Origin of the sequence: Pseudorhizobium banfieldiae (genome assembly GCF_000967425.1) — a bacterium.
In the GTDB taxonomy this organism is placed as follows: domain Bacteria; phylum Pseudomonadota; class Alphaproteobacteria; order Rhizobiales; family Rhizobiaceae; genus Neorhizobium; species Neorhizobium banfieldiae.
Map to the genome: position 1 here is coordinate 4,110,927 of NZ_FO082820.1, position 24,967 is coordinate 4,135,893.

At 62.7% G+C, this 24,967-nt stretch carries 27 protein-coding genes; 19 read left to right on the forward strand and 8 right to left on the reverse strand.

Annotation, left to right across the window (positions count from 1 at the left end; translation table 11 throughout):
• Positions 1-3 precede the first annotated feature (3 nt).
• The 5 genes from NT26_RS19795 to deoA all read left to right on the forward strand — a co-directional run bounded on the left by NT26_RS19795 (position 4) and on the right by deoA (position 4,364).
• Positions 4-975, forward strand: coding sequence for an ABC transporter permease (locus tag NT26_RS19795; RefSeq protein ID WP_052641342.1), 972 nt, complete (start codon positions 4-6; stop codon positions 973-975).
• Positions 976-978: 3 nt separating this feature from the next.
• Positions 979-1,371, forward strand: a complete 393-nt coding sequence (locus tag NT26_RS19800; protein ID WP_052641345.1) for a cytidine deaminase — start codon at positions 979-981, stop codon at positions 1,369-1,371.
• Positions 1,368-2,168 (forward strand): purine-nucleoside phosphorylase, encoded by an 801-nt coding sequence (locus NT26_RS19805; protein WP_052641347.1) that lies wholly within the window; start codon positions 1,368-1,370, stop codon positions 2,166-2,168. The genes NT26_RS19800 and NT26_RS19805 overlap by 4 nt, the downstream gene beginning before the upstream one ends.
• A 110-nt stretch (positions 2,169-2,278) precedes the next feature.
• On the forward strand, positions 2,279-3,049 hold the full coding sequence (deoC, locus tag NT26_RS19810) for a deoxyribose-phosphate aldolase (RefSeq protein WP_052641349.1): 771 nt from the start codon (positions 2,279-2,281) through the stop codon (positions 3,047-3,049).
• 4 nt (positions 3,050-3,053) lie between these two features.
• Positions 3,054-4,364 carry a thymidine phosphorylase gene (gene deoA, locus NT26_RS19815; protein ID WP_052641351.1) on the forward strand — a complete coding sequence of 437 codons (1,311 nt, stop codon included), beginning with the start codon at positions 3,054-3,056 and terminating at the stop codon, positions 4,362-4,364.
• On the opposite strand, the gene NT26_RS19820 is transcribed toward deoA, so the two are convergent.
• The 7 genes from NT26_RS19820 to NT26_RS19850 all read right to left on the reverse strand — a co-directional run bounded on the left by NT26_RS19820 (position 4,365) and on the right by NT26_RS19850 (position 9,696).
• Positions 4,365-4,874 (reverse strand): TIGR02281 family clan AA aspartic protease, encoded by a 510-nt coding sequence (locus tag NT26_RS19820; RefSeq protein WP_052641353.1) that lies wholly within the window; start codon positions 4,872-4,874, stop codon positions 4,365-4,367.
• A gap of 122 nt (positions 4,875-4,996) precedes the next feature.
• Positions 4,997-5,626, reverse strand: a complete 630-nt coding sequence (gene upp, locus NT26_RS19825) for a uracil phosphoribosyltransferase (RefSeq protein ID WP_052641355.1) — start codon at positions 5,624-5,626, stop codon at positions 4,997-4,999.
• A gap of 66 nt (positions 5,627-5,692) precedes the next feature.
• Positions 5,693-6,703, reverse strand: a complete 1,011-nt coding sequence (locus tag NT26_RS19830; protein ID WP_052641357.1) for an adenosine deaminase — start codon at positions 6,701-6,703, stop codon at positions 5,693-5,695.
• Positions 6,700-7,920: a phosphopentomutase gene (locus NT26_RS19835; protein WP_052641359.1), complete on the reverse strand. Its 1,221-nt coding sequence runs from the start codon at positions 7,918-7,920 to the stop codon at positions 6,700-6,702. Before NT26_RS19835 ends, NT26_RS19830 begins: the two co-directional genes overlap by 4 nt.
• Before the next feature lie 95 nt (positions 7,921-8,015).
• A complete protein-coding gene (locus NT26_RS19840; protein ID WP_052641361.1) occupies positions 8,016-8,600 on the reverse strand; it encodes a TadE/TadG family type IV pilus assembly protein in 585 nt (194 codons plus the stop codon).
• Positions 8,600-9,193: a TadE/TadG family type IV pilus assembly protein gene (locus tag NT26_RS19845; protein WP_052641364.1), complete on the reverse strand. Its 594-nt coding sequence runs from the start codon at positions 9,191-9,193 to the stop codon at positions 8,600-8,602. Before NT26_RS19845 ends, NT26_RS19840 begins: the two co-directional genes overlap by 1 nt.
• Before the next feature lie 101 nt (positions 9,194-9,294).
• Positions 9,295-9,696: a pilus assembly protein N-terminal domain-containing protein gene (locus NT26_RS19850; protein WP_052641366.1), complete on the reverse strand. Its 402-nt coding sequence runs from the start codon at positions 9,694-9,696 to the stop codon at positions 9,295-9,297.
• Between the two features lie 329 nt (positions 9,697-10,025).
• On the opposite strand from NT26_RS19850, the gene NT26_RS19855 reads away from it, so the two are divergent.
• From NT26_RS19855 to NT26_RS19895, 9 genes are all read left to right on the forward strand, one after another.
• Positions 10,026-10,211 (forward strand): Flp family type IVb pilin, encoded by a 186-nt coding sequence (locus tag NT26_RS19855; protein ID WP_052641368.1) that lies wholly within the window; start codon positions 10,026-10,028, stop codon positions 10,209-10,211.
• A 110-nt stretch (positions 10,212-10,321) separates the two neighbouring features.
• Entirely contained in the window at positions 10,322-10,837 is a 516-nt protein-coding gene (locus NT26_RS19860; RefSeq protein WP_052641370.1) for an A24 family peptidase, read from the forward strand.
• A gap of 109 nt (positions 10,838-10,946) precedes the next feature.
• The gene (cpaB, locus tag NT26_RS19865; protein WP_052641372.1) at positions 10,947-11,756 is read left to right on the forward strand and encodes a Flp pilus assembly protein CpaB; all 810 of its coding nucleotides are present in this window, start codon (positions 10,947-10,949) and stop codon (positions 11,754-11,756) included.
• 31 nt (positions 11,757-11,787) lie between these two features.
• Positions 11,788-13,263 (forward strand): type II and III secretion system protein family protein, encoded by a 1,476-nt coding sequence (locus tag NT26_RS19870; RefSeq protein WP_052641376.1) that lies wholly within the window; start codon positions 11,788-11,790, stop codon positions 13,261-13,263.
• A gap of 56 nt (positions 13,264-13,319) precedes the next feature.
• Positions 13,320-14,012 (forward strand): CpaD family pilus assembly protein, encoded by a 693-nt coding sequence (locus NT26_RS19875; protein ID WP_052641378.1) that lies wholly within the window; start codon positions 13,320-13,322, stop codon positions 14,010-14,012.
• 31 nt (positions 14,013-14,043) lie between these two features.
• Positions 14,044-15,336: a CpaE/TadZ family protein gene (locus NT26_RS19880; RefSeq protein ID WP_052641379.1), complete on the forward strand. Its 1,293-nt coding sequence runs from the start codon at positions 14,044-14,046 to the stop codon at positions 15,334-15,336.
• 29 nt (positions 15,337-15,365) lie between these two features.
• Entirely contained in the window at positions 15,366-16,859 is a 1,494-nt protein-coding gene (locus tag NT26_RS19885; RefSeq protein ID WP_052641381.1) for a TadA family conjugal transfer-associated ATPase, read from the forward strand.
• Between the two features lie 7 nt (positions 16,860-16,866).
• Positions 16,867-17,880: a type II secretion system F family protein gene (locus NT26_RS19890; RefSeq protein ID WP_052641383.1), complete on the forward strand. Its 1,014-nt coding sequence runs from the start codon at positions 16,867-16,869 to the stop codon at positions 17,878-17,880.
• A gap of 9 nt (positions 17,881-17,889) precedes the next feature.
• Positions 17,890-18,870: a type II secretion system F family protein gene (locus NT26_RS19895; protein WP_052641385.1), complete on the forward strand. Its 981-nt coding sequence runs from the start codon at positions 17,890-17,892 to the stop codon at positions 18,868-18,870.
• Positions 18,871-18,961: 91 nt separating this feature from the next.
• On the opposite strand, the gene NT26_RS19900 is transcribed toward NT26_RS19895, so the two are convergent.
• Positions 18,962-19,786: a tetratricopeptide repeat protein gene (locus NT26_RS19900; RefSeq protein WP_052641387.1), complete on the reverse strand. Its 825-nt coding sequence runs from the start codon at positions 19,784-19,786 to the stop codon at positions 18,962-18,964.
• Positions 19,787-19,918: 132 nt separating this feature from the next.
• Between NT26_RS19900 and NT26_RS19905 the strand changes: the two genes are divergently transcribed.
• From NT26_RS19905 to NT26_RS19925, 5 genes are all read left to right on the forward strand, one after another.
• On the forward strand, positions 19,919-21,304 hold the full coding sequence (locus NT26_RS19905; RefSeq protein WP_052641389.1) for a leucyl aminopeptidase family protein: 1,386 nt from the start codon (positions 19,919-19,921) through the stop codon (positions 21,302-21,304).
• 120 nt (positions 21,305-21,424) lie between these two features.
• Positions 21,425-22,285, forward strand: a complete 861-nt coding sequence (locus NT26_RS19910; protein ID WP_052641391.1) for a C40 family peptidase — start codon at positions 21,425-21,427, stop codon at positions 22,283-22,285.
• A 62-nt stretch (positions 22,286-22,347) separates the two neighbouring features.
• On the forward strand, positions 22,348-22,704 hold the full coding sequence (locus NT26_RS19915) for a hypothetical protein (RefSeq protein WP_152338542.1): 357 nt from the start codon (positions 22,348-22,350) through the stop codon (positions 22,702-22,704).
• Positions 22,705-22,844: 140 nt separating this feature from the next.
• Entirely contained in the window at positions 22,845-23,993 is a 1,149-nt protein-coding gene (locus NT26_RS19920; RefSeq protein WP_172974132.1) for an isovaleryl-CoA dehydrogenase, read from the forward strand.
• A 174-nt stretch (positions 23,994-24,167) separates the two neighbouring features.
• Positions 24,168-24,944 carry an SDR family NAD(P)-dependent oxidoreductase gene (locus NT26_RS19925; RefSeq protein ID WP_052641397.1) on the forward strand — a complete coding sequence of 259 codons (777 nt, stop codon included), beginning with the start codon at positions 24,168-24,170 and terminating at the stop codon, positions 24,942-24,944.
• Positions 24,945-24,967: the final 23 nt, after the last annotated feature.

Here is a 24,967-nt window from a genome sequence, read left to right on the forward strand (position 1 = left end):
CGGATGGAGTTCTTAGATATTCTCGTCAGCATCCTCGGCTCCGCCGTGCGACTGTCTATCCCGCTCCTATTCACGGCGCTCGCCGGCCTGTTTTCCGAACGTGCCGGGGTCTTCGACATCGGGCTCGAGGGTAAGATGCTGGCGGCCGCCTTTGCTTCCGCCTGTGCCGCCTATGTCACCGGCTCGGCCTGGCTTGGCCTGCTGGCCGGCATTGGGGTGTCGATCGTCTTCTCCCTCGTCCACGGCTTTGCATCGATCACCAATCGCGGCAACCAGATTGTCTCGGGCGTGGCCCTGAACTTTGTAGCCATGGGACTGACGGTGGTGCTTGGCCAGGCATGGTTCGGGCAGGGGGGACGTACCCCGCAGGTACCGGGCGAAGGACGATTTTCTCCAATCATCCTGCCCGGGGCCGATGCAGTGCGCGACGTGCCGATCATCGGCCCCCTCTATGCCAATGTCATCTCCGGCCACAACATCCTCGCCTATATGGCATTCCTGGCGGTTCCCATTGCCTGGTGGGTCCTGTTCCGCACCCGGTTCGGCCTGCGCCTCCGTGCCGTCGGCGAAAATCCCGGAGCTGTGGATACGGCCGGCATCTCGGTGACATGGATGCGGTACCGCGCCGTCATCGTGGCCGGTTTCCTCTGCGGCTTCTCGGGCACCTATCTTGCTATTGCCCAGTCGGCCGCCTTCATCAACAACATGTCGGCGGGCAAGGGCTATATCGCGCTCGCCGCACTGATCTTTGCCAAGTGGAAGCCGGTGCCGGTGATGTTCGCCTGCCTGCTCTTCGGCTTCCTGGATGCAGTCGCCAATTTCATGCAGGGCAAGTCGGTCCCGGGCATCGGCGAAGTGCCCGTCCAGATATTCCAGGCACTGCCCTACATCCTCACCATTGTACTCCTTGCCGGCTTCATCGGTGTCGCCCATGCGCCGAAGGCGGGCGGTGTCCCCTATGTGAAGGAACGCTGACGCATGTCCCACGAGCTCTTCGAGGCTGCCCGGGAAGCAATGGCGAGAGCCTATGCGCCCTATTCGAAATTTCCGGTGGGGGCGGCGATCCGTGCCGATGATGGCAGTGTCTATGTAGGCGCCAACATCGAGAACATCTCCTTCCCTCAGGGCTGGTGCGCCGAGCCGACTGCGATCGGTGCGATGATCATGGGCGGCGGCAGCCGTATCGAGGAGATCGCAGTGATCGCCGAGAAACTGCCGCTCTGTACCCCCTGCGGTGGCTGCCGGCAGAAGATTGCCGAGTTCGCGTCAGCGGATACACGGATTTATCTCTGCGACGATCAGGGGGTCCAGAAGACCGTGACCATGGCTGAACTCCTGCCCTATGCCTTTGAGACGGACGTGATCGGATGAGGGATGTCGCGGATCTTCTGGTCGATCGGTTGAACGGGCTGATGCCGCGTTGCGCCGTCGTGCTTGGCTCCGGCCTTGGCTCGCTGGTCGAGAACATCTCCGATCCGGTTCGCATTCCCTATCGCGACCTGCCGGGTTTTCCTGTCAGTGGCGTGACAGGTCATGCGGGCGAACTCGTCGCTGGCCATCTGGGCCGGGAGCCGGTCATCATGCTGTCGGGCCGTGCCCACTACTACGAGAAGGGTGACCCGCGCGCCATGCGCTTCCCCATCGAGGTACTGAAGGGGCTTGGCGTCCAGTCAATTGTACTGACGAACTCTGCGGGTTCTCTCCGTCAGGACATGCCGCCCGGCTCGGTGATGCAGATCACCGACCATATCAACTACTCGGGCATGAATCCTTTGATCGGGGAAGAGGGCGACCGGCGGTTCGTGGGAATGACCAACGCCTATGATGCCGAACTCGCAACCGACATGCGCAACGCGGCGATACGCTGTGGCATCCCCTTGTTCACCGGCGTCTACATGTGGTTTTCCGGCCCGAGCTTCGAGACGCCGGCGGAAATCCGGATGGCGCGGACCTTGGGAGCAGACGCCGTCGGTATGTCCACCGTCCCGGAGGTGATCCTGGCACGCTTCTTCGGTCTGCGCGTTGCTGCCGCTTCGGTGATCACGAATTTCGGTGCCGGCATGACTGGAGAGGAACTCAGCCACGAGGAGACGAAGGATATGGCCCCTGTCGGCGGCCGCCGCCTAGCCGCCATCCTTGAGGAAATGCTGGCGGACAAGGGACTGTGACACAGACCGGTGCCGGTTTTTGGTCACCCTTGCACGGGATTGCGAAAATCGGCGGGTTGCGTCCGATCGTTTGAACACCGATGATGAAGCCTGACGAGGAGGTATCAGCCATGGAGATCAACACTCCGCGGGAAGCCGCCAGCTTCGCGCTTTCTCTGCTCGACCTCACCAACCTTCGCGATGATTGCGATGCGGCTGCGATCGAGACACTGTGCCGGCGGGCGCAAACCCCTTACGGCTCTGCGGCCGCGATCTGCATCTGGCCGCGATTCGTGGCGCAGGCGAGGGCACTCCTCGGGCAGGGCCATCCGGTCCGCATTGCGACAGTGGTGAATTTCCCGTCTGGCGGCCTTCCGGTTGCCGATGTGGTGGGGGAGACGCGGCAGGCGATCAGCGATGGTGCCGATGAGATCGATCTCGTCATTCCCTACCGACGTCTGCTTGATGGCGACGAAGCCGCCGTCACCGACATGGTTGAGGCAGTGCGCAGTGCCTGCCCACAGGCCTGCCTCAAGGTCATCCTGGAGACCGGCGAACTGAAGGACAGCGCCCTGATAAGCCGGGCGTCCGAACTGGCGATCGCGGCCGGTGCCGATTTCATCAAGACCTCCACGGGCAAGGTGTCTGTCAACGCCACGCTCGAGGCTGCGGACATCATGCTGCGCACCATACGAGCGTCCCGGAAGCGCGTCGGCTTCAAGCCCGCAGGGGGTATCGCCACGGTCTCCGACGCAGACCTCTATCTGCGGCTTGCCGAAACCATCATGGGGCCGAACTGGGTCATGCCGTCGACGTTCCGGTTTGGTGCGTCCGGTCTTCTCGACGACATTCTGGCGGTGCTGAGTGGCGCCGCCTCGCCGCGCGCAGCCACGGGCTACTGACGGCATGATTCCCCAAGAGATCATCCGCCGGAAGCGCGACGGGCAGGAACTCGCGGCTGAGGAGATCTCGGCCTTCATCGAAGGCCTGACCCGTGAGGATATCACGGAGGGGCAGGCTGCGGCCTTCGCCATGGCTGTCTTCTTTCGGGGCATGTCCCGTGATGAGACAGTTGCGCTCACTCTTGCCATGCGCGATTCCGGCGAGGTCATGGATTGGCCGGGTGTGGGCCGGCCCGTATCCGATAAGCATTCGACCGGTGGCGTCGGAGACAACGTCTCCCTGATGCTTGCCCCCATCGTGGCGGCCTGCGGCCTCGCAGTACCGATGATCTCCGGCAGGGGGCTCGGCCACACCGGCGGAACGCTGGACAAGCTTCAGTCGATCCCGGGCTACAATGTCATGCCGGATCCCGCGCTGCTCCGCCGGGTCGTTTCGGATGTGGGCTGTGCGATCATTGGCCAGACGGGGGATCTTGCGCCGGCGGATCGTCGCCTTTACGCCATCCGCGACGTGACTGCGACGGTGGAGTCCGTGCCCCTCATCACCGCCTCCATCCTTTCGAAGAAGCTCGCTGCCGGGCTCCAGACACTCGTACTGGACGTGAAGGTGGGCAATGGCGCCTTCATGGAAGCCCCGGAGGATGCCGCCAGGCTCGCCCGCTCCCTTGTCGATGTCGCCAACGGAGCCGGGACCCGTACGAGCGCGCTCCTGACCGACATGAACCAGCCGCTCGCCGATGCTGCTGGCAACGCCGTCGAAGTCAGGAATGCTATCGACTTCCTGATGGGGCGGAAGAACGGCAGCCGGCTGCATGAGGTGGTCGTCGCGCTTGCAGCCGAGATGCTCCAGCAGGCGCAAGCCCGCCGGAGCGCAGAGGAGGCTCGGGCCGCAGCCATTGCCGCACTCGACAGCGGTAAGGCCCTGGAGATCTTCGCCCGCATGGTCCACGCCCTTGGCGGGCCGTCCGACTTCATCGAGAAGCCGGCCCAGTATTTGCCAAAGGCACCGGTTGTCATACCCGTGCCGGCCCCGCACGAAGGATGGCTTGCTGCCTGCGCAACGCGTGACGTGGGTCTCGCCGTCGTCGAACTCGGCGGTGGCCGCAAGCGCCCCCAGGACACTATTGATCACGGTGTGGGCCTCGACCAAATACAGCCACTCGGAACGAGGGTGTCGAAAGGTGATCCGATTGCCTTCGTGCATGCAAACACCGAAGCCCAAGCGCAAGGTGCTGTGGCCGCGCTCACGCCTTCATTCAGGATTGCCGATGCTGCGCCGGAGCCTAGCCCGGTCGTGCTGGAACGGGTTGCCTGATCACTGCGAGAGTTTCAGGGTCCCGCGGTCTACTCTGAAGGATTTCAGCTTTTTCAGGAAGCTCATGCCCACCAGTGTCGAGGAAAGTGCCGTGTCGCGCAGCACGAATGCATCCACCTGCCGCACCCGGACGCCTTGGAGCTCCACCTCATCCAGCACGACATGCGCAGCCTCGGTCTTGCCATTGGCCGTGCTGACCTGGTGCTTGAACTGCAGCCGGCTACCGGCGATGCCGATCCGTCTAGCTGTACTCTCGTTCAGGGCGACCAGGGAGGCGCCGGTGTCGATCATGCCGTCGACGGGCCGCCCGTTGATGCGGAAGACGGCGTTGAAGTGTCCCCGGTCGTCGGCGGAAATCGCCGCAAGCCGCGCAGGCGACGGCGGCGCCGAAGGCGCAGTGGCCTGCGTAGTCTTCACCGGCTCCGAGATGTCCGTCAGCCCGAGCAGTGACGGCACCTGCGACATCAGTACGGCGCCGACTGCGAACAGGAAGATGTTGCGTCCGATCATGCTGGCCCCGCCGCGTTCTCAACTCGGCGCGACTTTACATCATTGCCGATGAAGAATGTTCTGAACGCGATGCCGCCGGGGCCTGAAACTCGTCTCTTCGTAAAGAGCCGGTTAAGGTGCCGCTATTTCGTTCCGTACATCCGATCCCCGGCGTCGCCGAGCCCAGGAACAATGTAGCCGTTCTCGTTGAGGTGGCTGTCGATGGATGCCGTGTAGACAGGCACGTCCGGGTGGTGCTTGCGGAAGCTCTCGATCCCTTCCGGTGCTGCCAGCAGGCAGAGGAAGCGGATGTTGTGCGCGCCGCGCTCCTTCAGCTTGTCAATGGCCGCAATCGCCGAATTGCCGGTCGCCAGCATCGGATCGACCACGATGATCAGCCGTTCTGCGATGTCATCGGGCGCCTTGAAAAAGTACTCCACCGCCTGCAGCGTCTCGTGGTCGCGGTAGACCCCGATGTGGGAGACCCGTGCCGAGGGAACCAGTTCCAGCATGCCCTCGAGAAGACCGTTTCCGGCGCGCAGGATCGATGCGAAGACGAGTTTCTTGCCTTCGAGGACCGGCGATTGCATCTCCTGAAGTGGCGTCTCGATGGTTTCCATCGTCAGTTCGAGATCGCGGGTGACCTCGTAGCAGAGCAAGGTAGAGATCTCACGCAGCAGACGCCGGAATCCCGCCGTCGATGTCTCCTTCTTGCGCATGATCGTCAGCTTGTGCTGCACCAGCGGATGATCGATGACCGTGACGCCGTCCATCAGAACTGCCTTCCCCTGTTTGTTGATGTTTCTCTTCTTTATCGGTTGGCGGAAAACCGCAAGGGCCTAGGCCTGGTTTGCCTGTGGTTGAGCCGCCAAAGTGTCGTCAGCCAACCGCTCAAGCAGCCGCTGGCGTGTTGCCTCGTCGACGAAGGCCGCCTCGATCGCAGTGCTTGTCATGGTATTGATCTCGGCAACCGAGAAACCCATTACGCTGGAAGCGATCTCGTATTCCCGCTCGAGCGAGGTGTGGAAGAAGGGCGGATCGTCCGAGTTGAGGCACACCCGGACCCCCGCCTGGTGGAGCCGGCGTAGCGGGTGGTGGTGGAAGTCAGGGTAGACGTTGAGGGCAATGTTTGAGCCGGGGCAGACCTCCAGAACCGTGCCGAGATCGCGGAGACGCGCAACGAGTTGCGGATCCTCCACGGCGCGCACCCCGTGGCCGAGACGCGAGGGGCGCACGAGGTCGAGTGCATCGATGACGCTGAACGGGCCACAGACCTCGCCTGCATGGATCGTCAATCCGAGACCTGCGTCCCGGGCGATGTCGAAGGCACGGGCATAGTCGGCGACGCGGCCCATGCGCTCCTCGCCTGCCATGTTGAAACCGGTCACCAGCGGGTTTTGGCTGCGCGCGGCGTATTCGGCAGCTGCGATGACCCTGCCCGGGCCGAAGTGACGCTCGCCGGTCACGATGATGCGGGCCTCGATACCCGTCTTCTCGTGCGCCCGGCGGATGCCTTCGCAGATGCCGGAGAGATAGGCGTCGGCGCCAAGTCCGATTCGGTCACCATGATCGGGGGAAACGATGATCTCGCTGTAGATCGTGTTAGCCTCTGCCAGTTCCGTGAGATAGCTCTCCGTCAGCAGCGCATAATCCGCATCCGTGCGGAAAAGAGCCGCGACTCGGTCATAGCAGACGAGAAACTCGGAGAAGTCGTTCCAGACATACGCGCCATCGCGGAGGAAGTCGGTCGTGTCGACGCCGTATTTGCCCGCCTGGCTCGCGGCAAGAACCGGCGTTGCTGCCCCTTCGATATGGCAGTGGATCTCGGCCTTCAGAAGAGGTCGGGTCAAAGGAAACTCCATCCATGCGAGCCGGCGGGGATGCCGAGGTGCGCCGCCACCGACTCGCCAATATCCGCATAGGTCGGCCGGATACCGATATCGCGGGAGCGGATTCCGGGGCCGAAGGCCATGACCGGCACCCGCTCACGCGTATGGTCCGTGCCTCGCCATGTGGGATCGCAGCCGTGATCAGCGGTGAGGATCACCAGATCCCCCGCCTTGAGCCGTCGATGAATTTCCGGCAGCGCACGGTCGAAGCTCTCGAGCGCTGCTGCATAGCCCGGTACATCGCGCCGGTGTCCATACAACTGGTCGAAGTCGACGAAGTTGGTGAAGACCAGGTCTCCGCTCTCGGCGACCTCCATGGCATCCAGTGTGGCGGCCATCAATGCGGCATTGCCGTTGGCCTTCACGACGCGGGACACGCCCTGGTGGGCGAAGATATCGCCGATCTTGCCGATCGCATGGACCTTGCCCCCCGCTTCGATAAGGCGATCCAGCAGCGTCGGCTCCGGAGGCGGGACTGAAAAGTCGCGCCTGTTGCCCGTCCTTTCGAAGTCGACCGGCGTCTCCCCGATGAACGGACGGGCGATCACCCTGCCGATGTTGAGCGGATCCACGAGACGGCGGACCGTCTTGCAGAGATCGATCAGCCGCTCCAGACCGAAATGGGTTTCATGGGCGGCAATCTGCAGCACGGAATCGCTGGACGTGTAGCAGATCGGCATTCCAGAACGGATATGTTCCTCGCCGAGGCGTACGATGATCTCGGTGCCGGAGGCATGGCAGTTGCCGAGGATGCCCGGCACACCGCCTTCGCTGCAGATCGCCTCCACCAGTTCCGGTGGGAAGGCATCCCCATCAGAGGGGAAATAGCCCCAGTCGAACATCACCGGGGTGCCGGCAATCTCCCAATGTCCTGATGGCGTATCCTTGCCCCGCGAAACTTCATCCGCGGCACCATGCAATCCAAAGATCCGCTCGGGAAGCGGCATGCCTGCCGGATAGTCGCCGCTCGCCAACCTCGCTATCTCCAGGAGGCCGAGCGAGGACATGTTGGGCAGCTTCAGCGGCCCCGTCCGCAAGCCTGCGCGGTCGGCGGCTCCGGCGGCACAGAATTCGGCGATGTGGCCGAGTGTGTTGGAGCCCAGATCGCCATAGGCAGCGGCATCGTGAGCGCCACCGACGCCGAAGGAGTCCAGAACGAAGAGAAAGGCACGCGCCATCAGTCACCCGGAAAGAGGATCGCGCTGCCGAAGTCAGTCGCGCACCGGGTTACATATAGTTTAGCGCCTGCTTTGGCAAAGGGCGTGGTGGAGCATCAACAGTCGGCGCACGTGATCTCCTTGCCGCTTCGAGAACGGAAGTAGTAGTCGCGCCGGATTGTAATGTCGCGTACTTCGCTCGGCAACAGCCCCGGCATGAACATCAGCAGCCGGTGAGGAATGGACAGTTCCGCATGGACGATGAAGGAGTCTGGCACCTTCATCTGCGTGGGAATGTCGATGAGGCTTCCCGTGCCGTAAGGCTTGTCCCCCGCTTCGTTCCAGGACCAGGCGACCGTCGAGCTGGAAGAGCCAACCTTGATCCCTGTTATGTCGAGAGAGATGTCCGATGCCCCGTATGGCACGAAAATGCTCTGGGCGACATTCATCATCTCTGCGAGCGAGCTCTTGGAAACGCTCGGCTGCTGGGTCACGAGATCGGCGATCGCTCCGGAGGCACGGGCGACCCTCTTCGAGACGCTCAGGCCGATCGTCAGTTCGAAGACGGTGATGTAGATCATCAGGAGCAGCGGCGCGATCAAAGCGAACTCGACGGCGCCCACGCCTTGGCGGTCACGCCAGAGGCGCGCAGCGACCTTGCTGGCCTTCCTCACGATGCCGCTCGGCGTTGTCCATCCCATCACTCGTAGTCCTCGTTCTGGAAGGAGGCAGTGGCAACGATTAGAAATTCCTTGGGAAGCGATCCGTCAGCCGGTCTCAGGCCGGAAATATAGGGGCGCACGAGATCGGTAAGGACGCTCCACCGGTAATAGGCGCGCAGCATGTTGATGCTGGCCGGCCCGCCGGGAGCGAACGTATCCGTCGCGTCCAGGTCGCCGTTCTTGCGCGGGATGTCGTCGGGAATCTCGGCGAACTTGGAGAAGCTGCGGATGTCGAGGATCAGCTTGCTGCTGTCCTCTCCGCTGCATGTGATGAGGATGGATACCTCGTCGCAGAACTTGCCGCGAAAATCGGCCTTGGTGGTATTCGCAGCCGTGATCTGCCCCGTCCGTATCTGGCGCGAGAGCGTATCGACTGCGTTAGACACCAGTTGCTCACCGGTGAACGCAACAAAAGTCTCGATGATGGCAAAGACGATCAGGAAATAGGGGATTGCGAGCAGGGCGAATTCGATCGCGGCAGCGCCGTCGCGCGAGCGGACGAAGCGCGCGCTCAAGCGTTGGCGACGGGCGCAGGATACGTCATCCGGGGCATTGTGTTTGTTCCGGCACATGATTGATCGACCCGCTGTCACGCAGGTGATGTTAGGGGTCGATTATTGACAAAGCGTTTCGGACGCCGCTGCATTTGCAGTTAAACGGCAACACGGAATGGCTACGGCGTGCCCTGCGGGAATTCCGCATGCTCTTCACACGTTGGCGTGCAGGAGAGGATCTTGCGATCGGACGGGCGGAATACGCGAACCGTGTTCCCCTCATCGATCGACACGAGCACACGCTCGTCGGCGATGGCATTGCCGTCGCTGTCCAGCAGGACGAGGTTGGTGGTGCCGAAGCTGCGCCCCGTGACAACGATGGTCGTCGGGTCGGCCACGGTGGCGTCGGCGACCTTGGCATTGCCGACGATGACCTTGCTGACCGGTCGGTCGAGCCGCAGGACCCGGGCATGGTTCATGAAGACGCGAAGAATGTCCTCCTCCTGGGCCGATGCTGGCCACGCGCCGCCCGCGAGCGCGAGGAGGGCGAGGCCGAGACGAAGGGCGTACGTGCAGAACATTTCCTGGCCTTTGGATGGATGATGCCTCGGCGATAATGCGGGTTAGTGGTGAATGAAGCCTTAAGGAGAGAAACGGGAGCAGGAGGCCGCAGCGCCATGTCCATCACCGGCATTTCCCGGAGTGCCGCCCGTTTGCGGTGCCGATCCTCTTGTTTTCTATCGGAATCCCCGGGTGTCTTTGAGAAGGGAAGAGCGCTGCGGTATTATCACACCATTAACGATCTTCTTTAAGTGGATCGAAATCGTCTCTCGCTACGGTGCCTGCATCCGAACAACGGAAACAGTTGTCGGGATTTGCTGATTCACCAACGTGTCGTAGGAGAGTTCCAATGTCGAAGTTTTTCGCTCGCTTCAAGAAAGATGAATCCGGTGCGACCGCCATCGAATATGGTCTGATCGCAGCCCTCATTTCCGTTGCCCTGATCGCCGGCGCAACCACGCTCGGCAACACGCTGAACGATACCTTCAGCTCGATCTCCGGCAAGATGCAGACTGCCAACAACAAGACCTACTGATCCAGCAGCAATTCTGCCGGACAAATTCTACAGAACCGCTCCGAACGGAGCGGTCTGAACCTCTTTGCTAGAGGAAAGGGTGCGGCAACCACGCCGCCGGGAGAGGACGTATGAGCTCTGCAGCAGTCTTGTTGGTTCTGCCCATGTGCCTGCTCATCGCGGCTGTCAGCGACCTCTTCACCATGACGATACCCAACAGGATATCGATCTTTCTCCTCGCATCCTTTGCCGTCCTGGCGCCGGTCTCCGGCCTTCCGTGGGCCGAGATCAGCATGAGCATTGCAGCAGGCGCGGTCGTGCTCGCCGTCTGCTTCGGGTTCTTCTACCTGAACATCATGGGTGGCGGGGATGTGAAGCTCCTGGCAGCCTCGGCCGTCTGGTTCGGTTTCAGCGCCGCGCTCGGCGCCTTCATCGTTCAGACCGCCCTCTGGGGTGGTCTCATTACATTGCTCGTGATGTTGCTTCGCTCGCAGGCGAATCGCTTCGCAATGATCGGCCACATTCTCCCGGCCCCCGTCCTTGTATCCAAGAAGGTGCCCTATGGGGTCGCAATCGGCATCGCCGGCGTGCTGACATTCTGGAGCTCGCCGATTGCGGTGAGCGCGCTGACCCTCCTCCAGAAGTGAAGGCTGGGGTTACAAGGTTTCGTTAACCAAGCGCGTAACGATATCATTAACCTTACTTACACCATTGGCAGCCATTCTGCGGGCAGATTGAGTCCCGCGAGGAATGGTGATGAAACCCGCTCGTATCCTGATTTTGACGGTTGCCGTCGTTGCAGCAGGCCTGGCCGGCGTGCTGGCCATGCGGCTGTCCGGCACGAGCGCGCCGCAGATCGCCGAGACGATCATTGAGAAACAGCCGAGCATCAATGTCCTTGTCTCGTCTGCGAACCTGCCGGTCGGAAGTCGCCTGAACGAGGAAAACCTGCGCTGGCTGCCTTGGCCCGAGGATGGTGTCGTCGAAGGAGTGATCACGCAGTCGGCGCGGCCCGAGGCCATCACCGAGCTGAGCGGCATGGTCGTCCGCCTGCCGCTTTTCGAAGGCGAGCCGGTCCGGGCCGAAAAGATAGCAGACTCCTCGAACCGGATCATGTCTTCGCTCCTGCCTGCCGGCAAGCGGGCCGTCGCCACGGAGATTTCGGTTGCAACGGGTGCGGGCGGTTTCGTTCTTCCAAACGACCGTGTCGACGTCATCATGGTCCGCCGCAGCGAGGAAGGGCGCTTCCTGACGGAGGAAGTGCTCACGAACATCCGCGTATTAGCGGTCGACCAGCAAATCCAGGAAAGCCAGGACGGCCAGAAAACCGTCATCGGCACAACGGCCACCCTCGAGCTAACCCCGGATCAGGCGAAGGTCATCACCGTGGCCCAGCAGATGGCGGACCGCCTGACGCTTGCGCTTCGCTCGGTCGCCGATGCGCAGGAACCCGATACCATCGCGGCCGACTACCTGTTGAGCGGCGGCGGACGGGCAGAGATTCAGGTCATCAAGTCGGGCGCCATCGTCGGGAACCAGAAGGCGGCAGGGGCAAATGCACAGTAACGGAGTGCCGACGTTGACGATCTTGGGACGCATGGGGCGGACAACCGCTGCGCTTGGCCTGGCATTCGCCATGGCGGTTTCAGGCATTCCCGGAGCGCCGGAATCGGGGGCACTCTCCGTATCGCGAGCCATGGCTCAGGAGAGTAGCATCGTACGTATCAGCGAGATCGGCATGGGTGCGCGCAAGCGCCTCAAGATAGGCCTCAACAAGGCCATCGTCGTGGACCTGCCCGCCGATGCCCACGACATCCTGGTTGCCGATCCTTCCATGGCCGACGCGGTCACCCGCACCTCGCGGCGCATCTATCTCTTCGGCAAGACGGTCGGCCAGACGAATATCTTCATCTTCGGCCGAAACGGGGAAGAGATTGTCGCAATCGACCTCGAGATCGAACGCGATATCTCGGGGCTCGAGGCCAATCTCCGTCGCTTCCTGCCGGATTCGAACATCAAGGTGGAGATCATCTCCGACAATATCGTGTTGAGCGGGACGGTTCGCACACCGCAGGATGCGACGCAGGCGACGAAGCTCGCCTCCATCTTCCTCAAGGGCGGCGAGGCAACGACCCGCAACACGGTGGCGACCAGCGAAAGTAGTGGCGATGGCGCCGTCGCCATCTATGCCGAAGGGCGCCAGCAGTCTCAGGTCGTCAACCTGCTGACCATCGAGGGCGAAGACCAGGTAACCCTCAAGGTGACCGTCGCCGAAATTCGTCGCGAGGTTCTCAAGCAGCTGGGCTTCGACAACTCGTTCCGGCGGCAGCCGGCGGGCGCGAGCCAGGGTCTCCAGGTGTTCGATATCGCTGCCGGAAGCGGCGGGTTGTCCGGTACCATAGCGGGAACAGCCGGACGCATGGGTATCGAGACGGCGTTGAGTGCATTGGAGCAGGCAAAGGCGATTCGTACCCTCGCAGAGCCGACATTGACTGCCATCTCGGGTCAGTCCGCGACCTTCAACTCCGGCGGCGAGCGTCTCTACACCACCACCAACTCCGATGGCGAGACCGTCATCACGCCCTATGAGTACGGGATATCGCTCGGCTTCACGCCGACGGTGCTTTCCTCGGGGCGCATCAGCCTGCGAATCCAGACGCGCGTGTCCGAGCCTGTCATCACGGGTGTTGGCGGCGTCGAGTTCCGCAAGCGCGACGCCGAGACAGTGCTGGAACTGCCGTCTGGCGGTTCCATTGCTCTGGCCGGCCTCATCCGCGATGACGTGCAGCAGGACATGACCGGGACGCCGGGGGCGTCGAAGCTGCCGCTGTTCGGCGCGCTGTTCAGGGAAAAGACTCTGGAGCGCACCGAGACGGAACTGGTCATCATCGCGACGCCCTACCTCGTCCGGCCGGTTGCGCGCAACGAGCTGTCCCGTCCTGACGACAACTTCAATCCCGCGAGTGATGTCGCCAGCGTCTTCCTCGGCCACGTGAACCGCATCTACGGACGAAAGGATGCTCCACCACCTGCCCTTCCGTATGAAGGCAACGTCGGGTTCATCTACAAATGAAGAGCCTGCACCCAGATTCCCTGACCAGCCAGAGGCAGCACGAAAGGCGCCGGACAATGAGCAATCCTGTCGCAACTGGAGTAGCCGGTCCCGGAAGACGGGCCGTCGCGACGGTCCTGCTCGGCATCGCCGTGTTGATGTCTGGCTGCGCCAATCCGGACGGTGTCACGACCGGATCACTCCCGGACGATTACCGGACCCGTCATCCGATTACTGTGGGCGAGGGCGAGAAGGTCATAGACATACCGATCGCCGCGGGAGACCACGGCCTGACCGTCGGCCAGCGCGAGGTGATTGCCGGGTTCGCGCAGGAATACCAGCGGTCGTCGAAGGGCATCATCCAGATCATGACGCCACAGGGAGCTCTCAATTCCGGTGCCGCGGCCTATGCAGCGGGGGATATCCGCCGACTGCTGGTGCGAATGGGCGTGCCGAAGAACCGCATCCTGCAGACAGGCTTCGCGGCTCATGATTATGGTGCCTCGGCCCCGATCAGGCTCACCTATGTCGCGATCACTGCCCAGACCAGTCCCTGTGGTGAATGGCCCGAGGACATCACGCTCAACACCATCGAAAACCGCAACTACTACAACTTTGGCTGCGCCAGCCAGCGCAACCTGGCGGCACAGATCGCCAACCCCAACGATCTCCTCGGCCCCCGTCGCTCGACACCGGCCGATGCCGAACAACGCGGCCGCGCAATTGAGCGCTATCGGGGAGCCTATACCGAACTGAGGGACATGCGATGAACCTCCTTTTCCCGGCACGGCAGGTCGGCTCATGAACCAGATAGATTACAGCATCCCGGCAGCGCCGGACGAGCAGCACGGAGCCGGACTCGAAGTCGAGGCCCAGTCCGATCTGGCCTCTCTTCGGCCCCTGCCGCGCATCTCCATTCACGCCTTCTGCGAAAGCGATGCCCTGCAGAGGACTGTCGAGCGCATGGCGCGTGACCGGCGGATGACGAAGGTCAACATGCGGATCACCAATGGCAGCATCGAGGCCGCTGCCAACATGTTCGCGTCTTCACCGACCCCGAACCTGATCATCATCGAGTCGGATGCCGACCCGGGCCACCTGCTTGGCGAACTCGCGCCGCTGGCGGAAGTCTGCGATCCATCTACCCGCGTGATTCTCGTCGGCCAGTACAACGATATCGCGCTCTACCGCGACCTGATCCGCAACGGCATCTCTGAGTATCTCGTCGGCCCGGTCCAGATGGCCGACCTCCTCGCATCGGTGGCGGCGATCTTTGTGGATCCCGAGGCAGAGCCGCTCGGCAGGTCGATCGCCTTCATCGGCGCCAAGGGCGGCGTCGGATCATCCACCATCGCCCACAATTGCGCTTTCGGCATTTCCAGCCTTTTCTCCACCGAGACGATTCTAGCCGATCTCGACCTGCCCTTCGGCACCGCCAATATCGACTTCGACCAGGATCCGGCGCAGGGTATTGCCGAAGCCGTCTTCGCTCCTGAGCGCCTCGACGAGGTATTCCTGGATCGCCTGCTGACGAAGTGCTCAGAACACCTGTCCCTTCTGGCGGCTCCGTCCATTCTTGACCGCACCTATGATTACGGCGGCACCGCCTTCCAGCCGGTGGTGGAAATCTTGCAGCGGAGCGCCCCGGTGGCGGTTCTCGACCTCCCGCACACGTGGTCGGAATGGACCCGATCGTTGCTGGCGGAGGCCGATGAAGTGGTCATCACGGCTGTTCCGGATCTCGCCAACCTCCGCAACGCGAAGAACATGCTCGACGCGCTTCGCAAGCTCAGGCCGAACGATCATCTGCCCCATCTCGTTTTGAACCAGGTGGGAATGCCCAAACGCCCGGAGATCGCGCCTTCCGACTTCATGGAGGCGCTTGAAATCGAGCCGGCCGCGATCTTGCCGTTCGACGTGCAGCTGTTCGGCAACGCCGCAAACAGCGGCAGGATGATCACGGAAGTGGATGCGAAGTCGGCGGCGGCCGAGACCTTCTCCCAGATCTGCCACATCGTCACCGGCCGCACCGAGATGAGGAAGATCAGGAAGGGCGGGCTTTCCAAGGTGCTTGGAATGCTTCGCCGCAAGTAGAAGACCCTATCGAGGGACAGGTTGCACTGATGTTCGGAAAACGTGGACAAGACGGCTTTGGGAAGGCTTCCGGCGTGGTTGCGCCGGCAGCGCCGGCACCTGTTGCCCCCGCACCCGCGGCAAGCCAGGCGACCGGTCCGGAAGTCTTCGCCGAACCCCATAGGGATTCCCAGGCGGCCCGCCAGCAGGTCGCGCCGCCGCCGCTTGCTCCGACGAGCGGCCGCAAGAAGACCCCTCGGACCGAACTCTACTACGATACGAAGAGCCAGGTCTTCTCGGCGCTCATCGATACGATCGACCTCTCGCAACTCGCCAAGCTCGACGGCGAAAGCGCACGCGAGGAAATCCGCGATATCGTCAACGATATCATCACCATCAAGAACTTCGCGATGTCGATTTCCGAGCAGGAGGAACTGCTCGAGGACATCTGCAACGACGTGCTCGGCTACGGTCCGCTCGAACCGCTTCTTGCACGTGACGATATCGCCGACATCATGGTCAATGGTTCTGGCCAGACCTTCATTGAAGTGAGCGGAAAGACGATCGAGTCGGACATCCGCTTCCGCGACAACGCCCAGCTCCTGTCGATCTGCCAGCGCATCGTCAGCCAGGTCGGCCGCCGCGTCGACGAGTCCTCACCCATCTGCGACGCCCGCCTGCCCGACGGCTCCCGCGTCAACGTGATCGCTCCGCCGCTTGCCATCGATGGTCCCGCGCTCACGATACGAAAGTTCAAGAAGGACAAGCTCACCCTCGAGCAACTGGTCAAGTACGGCTCGGTCACACAGGAAGGAGCGGTGCTCCTCCAGATCGTCGGCCGCGTCCGCTGCAATGTCGTCATTTCCGGCGGTACCGGCTCGGGTAAGACGACGCTGCTCAACTGCCTCACCCGCTACATCGATGCGGACGAGCGGGTGATCACCTGCGAGGATACCGCGGAACTGCAGCTTCAGCAGCCGCATGTGGTGCGTCTCGAAACCCGCCCCCCGAACATCGAGGGCGAGGGCGAGATCACCATGCGCGATCTCGTCAAGAACTGCCTTCGCATGCGCCCTGAACGCATCATCGTCGGCGAAGTCCGCGGCCCGGAGGTGTTCGACCTGCTCCAGGCGATGAACACCGGTCACGACGGCTCTATGGGAACCATCCACGCCAACTCGCCTCGCGAATGCCTGAGCCGAATGGAATCGATGATCGCCATGGGCGGTTTCGGGCTGCCGGCCAAGACCGTCCGCGAGATCATCGCCGGCTCGGTGGATGTCATTGTTCAGGCCGCCCGACTGCGCGATGGCTCGCGCCGCATCACCCATGTGACGGAAGTCATCGGGATGGAGGGCGACGTGATCGTCACCCAGGATCTCATGCGTTACGAGATCGAGGGCGAGGATGCCAATGGCAGGCTGATCGGCCGGCACGTTTCGACTGGCATCGCCAAGCCGCATTTCTGGGATCGCGCCCGCTACTTCAATGAAGAGCGGCGGCTGGCGGCCGCGTTGGACGCGATGGAACAGGTCGCGGGGTAGGGGCTTGATGTTCGGTTTCGACCCCAATGTCCTGCTGGTCATCACCCTCGCCGCCATCGCTGCCGGCGCCCTCTGCTACGCACTGCTCTTCTCCCGCATCGAGACCGAGAAGAAGACGGACGCCCGCCTCAGCCGCGTCAAGTCGGCGGAGACCGACATGGGCAAGGTCAAGGCGGCGCGCGACCGTGTCCAGGAAATGTCGAAGCGCCGCAAGTCGGTCCAGGACAGCCTCAAGGAGCTTGAGAAGAAGCAGGAGGAGAAGTCCCGCAAGATCGGCAATTCGAGTATCAAGTCTCGCCTTGTCCAGACGGGCCTGCCCCTGCGGATGTCGCAGTTCTACATCATGAGCGCCGTCCTCGGGATCGTCGTCCTGCTCGTGACCGTTCTGGCGGGAGCGCCGCCACTGCTCGCCATCGGTGCCGGTTTCGCGGCGGCCATAGGCATGCCACGCTGGATACTGAGCTTTCTCGTCAAGCGGCGGCAGAAGCGCTTTCTTGTCGAATTCCCGAACGCACTGGACGTCATGGTGCGCTCCATCAAGTCTGGCCTGCCCCTGAACGACGCGCTGCGGCTCATCGCGGCGGACGGCCAGGAGCCGGTGAAGACCGAGTTTCGCCGGGTGATCGAATCCCAGCAGGTCGGTCTCAGCATTCCGGAGGCCTGCGTGCGGATGATGCAGACCATGCCGCTGCCGGAGGTGAATTTCTTCTCCATCGTCATCACCATCCAGAGCCAGGCAGGCGGAAATCTGTCGGAAGCCCTCGGTAACCTCTCGCGCGTTCTTCGCGAGCGCAAGAAGATGAAGGCCAAGGTGCAGGCGCTGTCGATGGAGGCGAAGGCGTCGGCAGCCATCATCGGCGCCTTGCCGTTCATTGTCGCAACGCTCGTCTACCTGACATCGCCGGACTACATGACCATCCTGTTCACGGATCCGCGCGGCCACATCATCATGCTGTTCTCGGGGATCTGGATGTCGATCGGCATTCTGGTCATGCGCAACATGATCAACTTCGACATCTAGGGGGCAGCCATGACACGGGATATAGCCGCGACGCTAACCGACCCGGTTCTGCTCCTTGCCCTCTTGGTCGCCATTGCCGTCTTCGCCACCTTCTACTCGCTCGCAAGCCCATTCCTGGAAAGGGGCGATCTGAACAAGCGCATGAAGGCGGTGTCCACGGAGCGCGAGCAGATGCGCGCGAGGGAACGGGCGCGGATGAATGCCGAGGCATCGAAGGCGTCACTGCGAACCCAGAACAACCAGTCCGCCCTTCAGCTCGTCGAGCGCTTCAACCTGCGCAAGGCGCTGGTCGACGACAACACGGTCAACCGCCTGCGCGCCGCCGGTCTGCGGTCACAGAACGCCCTGAACATCTTCCTTGCGGCACGCTTCCTGCTGCCCTTCGTCTTTCTGCTCCTCGCCATCGTCTGGATCTTCGTGCTCGGCAATCTGGCCGACCGGCCGATCGCGATCCGGATGCTGGTGACGATCGTCTGCGCCTATGTCGGCTTTTACTTGCCGAACATCTACGTCAGCAACCGGGTAACCAAGCGCCAGCAATCCATCAAACGGGCCTGGCCCGATGCACTCGACCTCATGCTGATCTGTGTCGAAGCGGGGATCTCGATCGAGGCCGCCATGCGAAGGGTGGCGGAGGAAATGGGCAACCAATCGCCGCCGCTGGCCGAGGAAATGGTGCTGACGACAGCCGAACTCTCCTTCCTTCAGGATCGCCGGGTTGCTCTCGAGAACCTCGGCCTGCGGACGCAGCTCGATACGGTGAAGAATGTGACCCAGGCGCTCATCCAGGCCGAGCGCTACGGAACCCCCATCGCGCAGGCATTGCGGGTTCTTGCCCAGGAGGGGCGTGACGAGCGGATGAACGAGGCCGAAAAGAAGGCGGCTGCCCTGCCGCCCAAGCTGACGGTCCCCATGATCCTGTTCTTCCTGCCGGTGCTGGTTGCCGTGATCCTCGGCCCGGCCGGCATTCAGGTGGCCGACCGCTTCTGACCGGAGAGCGCATGAGCACGGCGCTGCAGGAGCCATCGGTTCCCCGACATCCATCGCCAGCTATGTAATGGAAACCGGTAGCAGAGACCCTTTAGTTGGTTGCCTTCTGCTGGCTGTCCTTGTCGGCGAGTTTCGCCCAGGAATTCTGCTGCGACAGCATCGAGCGCAGATAGGTGACGTTGGCATCCGCCTGCTGGGCGGATAGCTCGCGCCGCGCGATCTCCTCGGCCTCCTTGAACCGACCCTGCAGGCCAACCACGAGCGCGAGGTTCTGGCGCACGCGGCTATCGGCGGCGGGCTGCTGCGCAGCCGAGCGCATATAGGTTTCCGCCGTCCGCAGATCGCCGCTCAGCACATAGGACATGCCGAGATTGGAAATTACGGTCGGTTCATTCGGCTGTGCATCGAGTGCCAGTCGGTATTTCTGCCGCGCTTCGTCCGAGCGACCCAGTTGGTCGAGAACCGCCCCTTCGGCGGAGTAGAGGCGCCAGTCCGGGCGATCCGGCGTCTGGGCGCGCTGGATGGTCGTGAGCGCCTGCTCGAGCTGGCCCGCTGCTGCCTGCGCCTTGCCATAGGCCGCCAATACATCGCGATCTGTCGGATGGGCGATGACCACCTGCTGCATGACGGCCAGCGCCTGCGCGTGCTTGCCGGTCATGCCGAGCACTTGCGCATAGCGAAGCCCTGCATTGCGGTCCCTTGGGTTGCGCTCATAGGCGGCGCCGATCGAACGTTCCGCATTCTCGAGCTGTGAGGCGCTCATGCTCTCCAGAGGCGCGCCCGAGATCGGGATCGATCCCGTCGTTGTCTTGTCCGGCCTTGTGGCGCATCCCGCCAGCGTCGCTGCCAGAAGCAGCATGGCGGTCGCCTGTGCGAGGCGTGCCTTGCGATGCGTCAGGGATGCGTTAGCTGCCATGGTCGGTCTCGTGTCTTCTGCTGCGCCTTGCCCGTGGCGAAGGTCCCGCCGATGGCGCATTGCTTGCTCCAGCAATAGACTGTTAACCCTAATAGACCGTTAAGGCGCTGGTTCCTCACGAGAAGGCTTTCCATGAACAGCTATAGCCACATCGACCGCCCATCCCCGTTCACGCAGCACTCCCCTGCGTCCCGTCCTGTCTATCTCGTTGCGCCATCGGACATCGAGAACGGCGCGATCGAGGCCTCGATGCTTGGTTGGGCGCGCAATGCGGGTTTCGCGGCCGAGCCTGGCAGCCTGCTCCTCGTTCCCGGAGCGGACGGCGAGCTTGCTGCGGCACTCTTCGGGTTCAGCGGTGAAACGGAAGAGGCATTTGCAGCCGGCAGGCTGGCCAAGCTCCTTCCCGCCGGCGACTGGCATGTCGAGAGCGCGTTGGCACCGCAGAAAATCGCACTCGGCTTCGGCCTGGGGACCTACCTGTTCGGCCGTTATCGGAAGGACAAGCATAAGCAGGTTCGGCTTGCGCTTCCCGACGACATTCGGGTCGATGTCGAGCGGCAGCTTGCCGGTGTGTTCCTTGCCCGTGACCTGATCAACATGCCGACCAACGACATGGGGCCCGAACAGCTGGAAGCCGCATTGCGCGCTCTCGGCAAACATTACGGAGCAAGCGTCGCATCCATCGTCGGCAATGAACTGCTGGCCCAAAGCTTTCCCCTAATCCACGCTGTCGGTCGTGCCAGTGCCCAAGCACCCCGGCTCCTGGAGCTGCGATGGGGCAGGGAGGGTGCACCGCGTATCGTCCTGGTCGGCAAGGGAGTCTGCTTCGATACCGGGGGGCTCGACATCAAGAGTGCCGCCAACATGGCCATCATGAAGAAGGACATGGGCGGCGCAGCGAATGTCATGGGTCTGGCGTTGATGATCATGGATGCCGGTCTGGATGTGGAGTTGCGGGTGCTGATCCCCGCTGTCGAGAATTCGATTGCCGGCAATGCATTCCGCCCCGGAGACATCTATCGCAGCCGCAAGGGGCTGACGGTCCAGATCGACAACACCGATGCGGAAGGCAGGCTCGTGCTTGCCGATGCTCTTGCGTTCGCCGACGAAACGCCCTGCGATCTCCTCGTGGACATGGCGACCCTGACCGGCGCGGCGCGCGTTGCGCTCGGGCCGGAGGTGGCGCCATTCTTCACCGACGACGATGCCCTGGCGGCGCGTCTGTCGGCCATATCGTCCGAGGAGAACGATCCCATGTGGCGGCTGCCATTGTGGAAAGGCTATGACAAGGACCTGAAATCGCGTGCCGCCGACATCACCAACGCGCCTTCCGGCGGAATGGCAGGGTCCATCACGGCCGCGCTCTTCCTCAAGCGTTTCGTTCGCCCGCAGACGCGTTGGGCGCATTTCGACATCTATGGCTGGACCCTCTCGGAGAAGCCGCATGCCCCGGTCGGTGGCGAGGCATTCGCCATCCGGACGCTCTACCGGTATTTCCGGGAACTCGCCCGGCAATGATCCGCTAACCGCTTCGCACTAGCATAACGCTCCTGTACTCTGAGGGGCATGTCGCCCTAGCTGAACCCTTGGGTTGATTTGGTTCATGCCAGTGTATGCGTACTGAACATGGAAGATGCGATGACATTGGACAGACGGCTCCACGCCTTCCGGGCGGATCTGGCAGACGAGGCCCTGCGGGGGCAGGTGGAGGCTGCGCGCTTCGTGACGGGCGTCCCCGCGCAGGTCGGCGTGCCAGTCGTGCCGTTGAGGCCTAGGCCGGATGCAGACTGCGGCATAGATACCGAACTCCTGCTCGGCGAAGCAGTCCGCGTCTTCGAGCGGGCTGACGGCTGGGCATGGGTGCAGTCCTGCGAGGATGGCTATGTCGGGTATCTGCCGACGGACGTGCTGAAGGAGCCCGAGGAGGCGACGCACATCATCGGTGTCCAGCGCACCTTCCTCTACCCGGGCCCGGAACTGCGCCATCCTCCCGTCTTTTCCCTGTCCATGGGAAGTCGCGTCAGGATCGTGGGAGCGACGGAAACCCGCGGCACCGCATACCTCATCCTGCCCGACGGGACAGCACTCATCAGATCCCACTGCCGGCCGCTCGCTGAGGCTCCTCCGGAAGACTACGTCGATGTCGCGGCGCGCTTCCTCGAGACGCCCTATCTCTGGGGTGGCCGCTCGGGTTTCGGCATCGATTGCTCCGCGCTCGTGCAGTTGTCGCTGATGATGGTCGGCCAGTCGGCGCCGCGTGATTCCGACATGCAGGCGGCGATCGGAACGGAAATCACGAGGGAGGAGCTTCGCCGCGGCGACCTGGTTTTCTGGAAAGGCCATGTCGGCCTCATGGAGGATGCCGAGACACTTCTTCACGCCAATGGGCATACGATGACGGTGGCGCGGGAAAACCTCGATGCCGCGATCGAGCGGATAGGATGGCTCTACAGCCGTCCGACCGGCTTTCGCCGCCTCGCGCCGTTCACGCGATCGTAAACATGGCGGCGTGGCACCTATCGAATGAAGCGCCTATCTTTCCTTCGATTCGAGGGATGAAGATGCTGAAACGCGCCTGGATATTGCCGCTTCTGATGCTGATCGCCATAGGTTTCGCAGCGCTCATGCCGGCCAGGGCCGCAGCCGACGACGAGTTCCGGCGCAAGCCGTTGAACGTCTACAAGGATCTCCCCGGCGTCGTTCCGGAAGAGGAGCGAGTCGCGCGCGACAGCTACAGCTGCACGACCAGCATTGAGGATGTCTATGTCGGGCGGGGGCGCTATGACATCCTCTATGGCGATGTCGCACCGCGTCGGGTCTACCGATGCGAGAGCGAGAGCGGCCTCACCTATTCCGGCACCCGCCCGCCCAACACGCATTGGGTTCCCGGTCTCAATCCACTTCATCTGCCCGAATAGGCAATCTTTTTGCCGCATCGCGCTTGCGGGCGACCTTATCTTGCGAAGTCGGGAAGGATCATTGACGCGGCGCCGGGCGTGCCCCACAACCATGACCTGACAGAGGCACGTCGGGGAGGAGACCGGTGTTCCACGCATCGATGAAATTTGCAATCGGAGAGGACGTCGAGGCTGTCCGCGAGACAGTCCACCGCTTCGCTCAGGAAAGGCTTGGCCCCCGCGCGGACGAGATTGATCGTACGAACGAGTTTCCGCGCGATCTCTGGCCGGAGCTTGGCGCCCTCGGCTTGCTCGGCATCACCGCCGATCCGGAAGTCGGGGGTTCGGGGCTGGGCTACCTTGCCCATGTCATTGCCGTTGAGGAAATCGCCCGCGCCTCGGCCTCCACGTCGTTGAGCTACGGCGCGCACTCGAACCTCTGCGTCAACCAGATCAACCGCAATGCTTCCCCTGACCAGAAAAGGCGTTATCTGCCGAAGCTCTGCTCGGGCGAGTATGTCGGGGCGCTTGCTATGTCGGAGCCCGGCGCTGGTTCCGACGTCGTCTCGATGAAGCTGCGGGCAGAGAGGCGCGGCGACCTCTATGTGCTGAACGGCAGCAAGATGTGGATCACCAATGGCCCGGATGCCGATGTGCTGGTTGTCTACGCCAAGACCGACCCATCGGCGGGGGCCAAGGGCATCACGGCCTTTCTGGTGGAGAAGGGCTTCAAGGGCTTCTCCACGGCACAGAAGCTCGACAAGCTCGGCATGCGGGGGTCCAATACCTGCGAACTCGTGTTCTCCGAGTGCGAGGTCCCGGCCGAAAATGTCATGGGAGCCGAAGGAGAAGGCGTCCGTATCCTCATGTCCGGCCTCGACTACGAGCGCGTCGTGCTCGCCGGCATTGGAGTCGGGATCATGCACGCCTGCCTCGACGTGGTGATGCCCTACGTCCACGAACGCAAGCAGTTCGGTCAGGCGATCGGCGAATTCCAGCTGATCCAGGCGAAGATCGCCGACATGTACACCGCCATGAATTCCGCGCGGGCCTATGTCTACGCCGTCGCGGCCGCCTGCGATCGTGGCGAGGTCACCCGCCAGGATGCAGCCGCCTGCTGCCTCTACGCATCCGAGCAGGCCACGCAACAGGCGCTTCAGGCCATCCAGGTTCTCGGCGGCAATGGCTACATCAACGACAACCCCACCGGCCGCCTGCTGCGGGACGCGAAGCTGATGGAGATCGGTGCCGGTACGTCCGAAATTCGCCGCGTGCTGATCGGTCGGGAGCTCTTCCGCGAAACTGCCTGACGCAACTGCTCGCTGCATGGGATCTCGGGCAACCGGCATATGAAGTTGCCTAAGGTGGCCATTTCCGCAGAAGAAATGGCTTGTGTATACCGCCGGCATCGCCGATGACTGTCGTGCGCCGGCGGGGTCCTAAAGCATCCCCGACGGCTGAAGTCGTGTCCGCGAGGAGGTAGCATGTCCACGAAGCTCATCATTCCCGACCTTTCCGAAAAAGCCGTTCTGATCACCGGCGCCTCGACCGGAATCGGTGCGGCGCTGGCCCGGGAGTTCGCCGCGCAGGGGGCGCTTGTCGGCCTTCACTACAATGCAAGCGTAGACGCCGCGAAGGCGCTGGCGGCGGAGATCGAGGCAGCCGGGGGAAAGGTTTACCTGGTCCGCGGCGATGCATCGAAGTCCGGAGAGATGGCCCGCGTGGTCGAGGAGACGGCGGACGCCTTCGGTCGCCTCGACGGGCTCGTCAACAATGCCGGTGGCATGGTCGCGCGCGTGGCCTATGCTGAGATGACGGACGAGCATTATGACGCGGTGATGGCCCTCAACGCGCGTTCCGTCCTGGCGGCGTCCACCGCCGCGATACCGCACCTGAAGAAGAATGGTGGTTTCATCATCAACACAACCTCCATCGCTGCCCGTAACGGCGCGTCGAACGGGGCCGGCATCTATGGCTCGTCGAAGGCCTTCGTCTCCAACGTGACGCGGGGCATGGCGAAGGAATTGATTCCGTTCGGGATCCGCGTCAACGGCGTGGCGCCGGGCACCATCACCACGCCCTTCCACGAGCGCTACTCTACCCCCCAGCACCTGCAGGCGGCGCTGGCGACCATTCCGCAGGGCCGCCTTGGCATAGCCGAGGACTGCGTTGGCGCGTACCTCTTCCTCGCCTCCGAAAAACTGTCCGGCTACATCATCGGGCAGGTCATCGAGGTCAATGGCGGGCAACTGATGCCGTGAGACAGGTGGTGCTGGCGCACTGC

Coding starts and splice junctions, on each gene's coding strand:
- NT26_RS19925 (WP_052641397.1), top strand. CDS start 24,168: ATGTCCACGAAGCTCATCATTCCCGACCTTTCCGAAAAAGCCGTTCTG.
- NT26_RS19860 (WP_052641370.1), top strand. CDS start 10,322: ATGAGCTCTGCAGCAGTCTTGTTGGTTCTGCCCATGTGCCTGCTCATC.
- NT26_RS19795 (WP_052641342.1), top strand. CDS start 4: ATGGAGTTCTTAGATATTCTCGTCAGCATCCTCGGCTCCGCCGTGCGA.
- NT26_RS19900 (WP_052641387.1), bottom strand. CDS start 19,786: ATGGCAGCTAACGCATCCCTGACGCATCGCAAGGCACGCCTCGCACAG.
- NT26_RS19850 (WP_052641366.1), bottom strand. CDS start 9,696: ATGTTCTGCACGTACGCCCTTCGTCTCGGCCTCGCCCTCCTCGCGCTC.
- NT26_RS19800 (WP_052641345.1), top strand. CDS start 979: ATGTCCCACGAGCTCTTCGAGGCTGCCCGGGAAGCAATGGCGAGAGCC.
- NT26_RS19820 (WP_052641353.1), bottom strand. CDS start 4,874: ATGATCGGACGCAACATCTTCCTGTTCGCAGTCGGCGCCGTACTGATG.
- NT26_RS19915 (WP_152338542.1), top strand. CDS start 22,348: ATGCTGAAACGCGCCTGGATATTGCCGCTTCTGATGCTGATCGCCATA.
- NT26_RS19905 (WP_052641389.1), top strand. CDS start 19,919: ATGAACAGCTATAGCCACATCGACCGCCCATCCCCGTTCACGCAGCAC.
- NT26_RS19805 (WP_052641347.1), top strand. CDS start 1,368: ATGAGGGATGTCGCGGATCTTCTGGTCGATCGGTTGAACGGGCTGATG.
- NT26_RS19910 (WP_052641391.1), top strand. CDS start 21,425: ATGACATTGGACAGACGGCTCCACGCCTTCCGGGCGGATCTGGCAGAC.
- NT26_RS19840 (WP_052641361.1), bottom strand. CDS start 8,600: ATGGGATGGACAACGCCGAGCGGCATCGTGAGGAAGGCCAGCAAGGTC.
- cpaB (WP_052641372.1), top strand. CDS start 10,947: ATGAAACCCGCTCGTATCCTGATTTTGACGGTTGCCGTCGTTGCAGCA.
- NT26_RS19885 (WP_052641381.1), top strand. CDS start 15,366: ATGTTCGGAAAACGTGGACAAGACGGCTTTGGGAAGGCTTCCGGCGTG.
- upp (WP_052641355.1), bottom strand. CDS start 5,626: ATGGACGGCGTCACGGTCATCGATCATCCGCTGGTGCAGCACAAGCTG.
- NT26_RS19920 (WP_172974132.1), top strand. CDS start 22,845: ATGAAATTTGCAATCGGAGAGGACGTCGAGGCTGTCCGCGAGACAGTC.
- NT26_RS19855 (WP_052641368.1), top strand. CDS start 10,026: ATGTCGAAGTTTTTCGCTCGCTTCAAGAAAGATGAATCCGGTGCGACC.
- NT26_RS19890 (WP_052641383.1), top strand. CDS start 16,867: ATGTTCGGTTTCGACCCCAATGTCCTGCTGGTCATCACCCTCGCCGCC.
- deoC (WP_052641349.1), top strand. CDS start 2,279: ATGGAGATCAACACTCCGCGGGAAGCCGCCAGCTTCGCGCTTTCTCTG.
- deoA (WP_052641351.1), top strand. CDS start 3,054: ATGATTCCCCAAGAGATCATCCGCCGGAAGCGCGACGGGCAGGAACTC.
- NT26_RS19880 (WP_052641379.1), top strand. CDS start 14,044: ATGAACCAGATAGATTACAGCATCCCGGCAGCGCCGGACGAGCAGCAC.
- NT26_RS19835 (WP_052641359.1), bottom strand. CDS start 7,920: ATGGCGCGTGCCTTTCTCTTCGTTCTGGACTCCTTCGGCGTCGGTGGC.
- NT26_RS19845 (WP_052641364.1), bottom strand. CDS start 9,193: ATGTGCCGGAACAAACACAATGCCCCGGATGACGTATCCTGCGCCCGT.
- NT26_RS19895 (WP_052641385.1), top strand. CDS start 17,890: ATGACACGGGATATAGCCGCGACGCTAACCGACCCGGTTCTGCTCCTT.
- NT26_RS19870 (WP_052641376.1), top strand. CDS start 11,788: ATGGGGCGGACAACCGCTGCGCTTGGCCTGGCATTCGCCATGGCGGTT.
- NT26_RS19875 (WP_052641378.1), top strand. CDS start 13,320: ATGAGCAATCCTGTCGCAACTGGAGTAGCCGGTCCCGGAAGACGGGCC.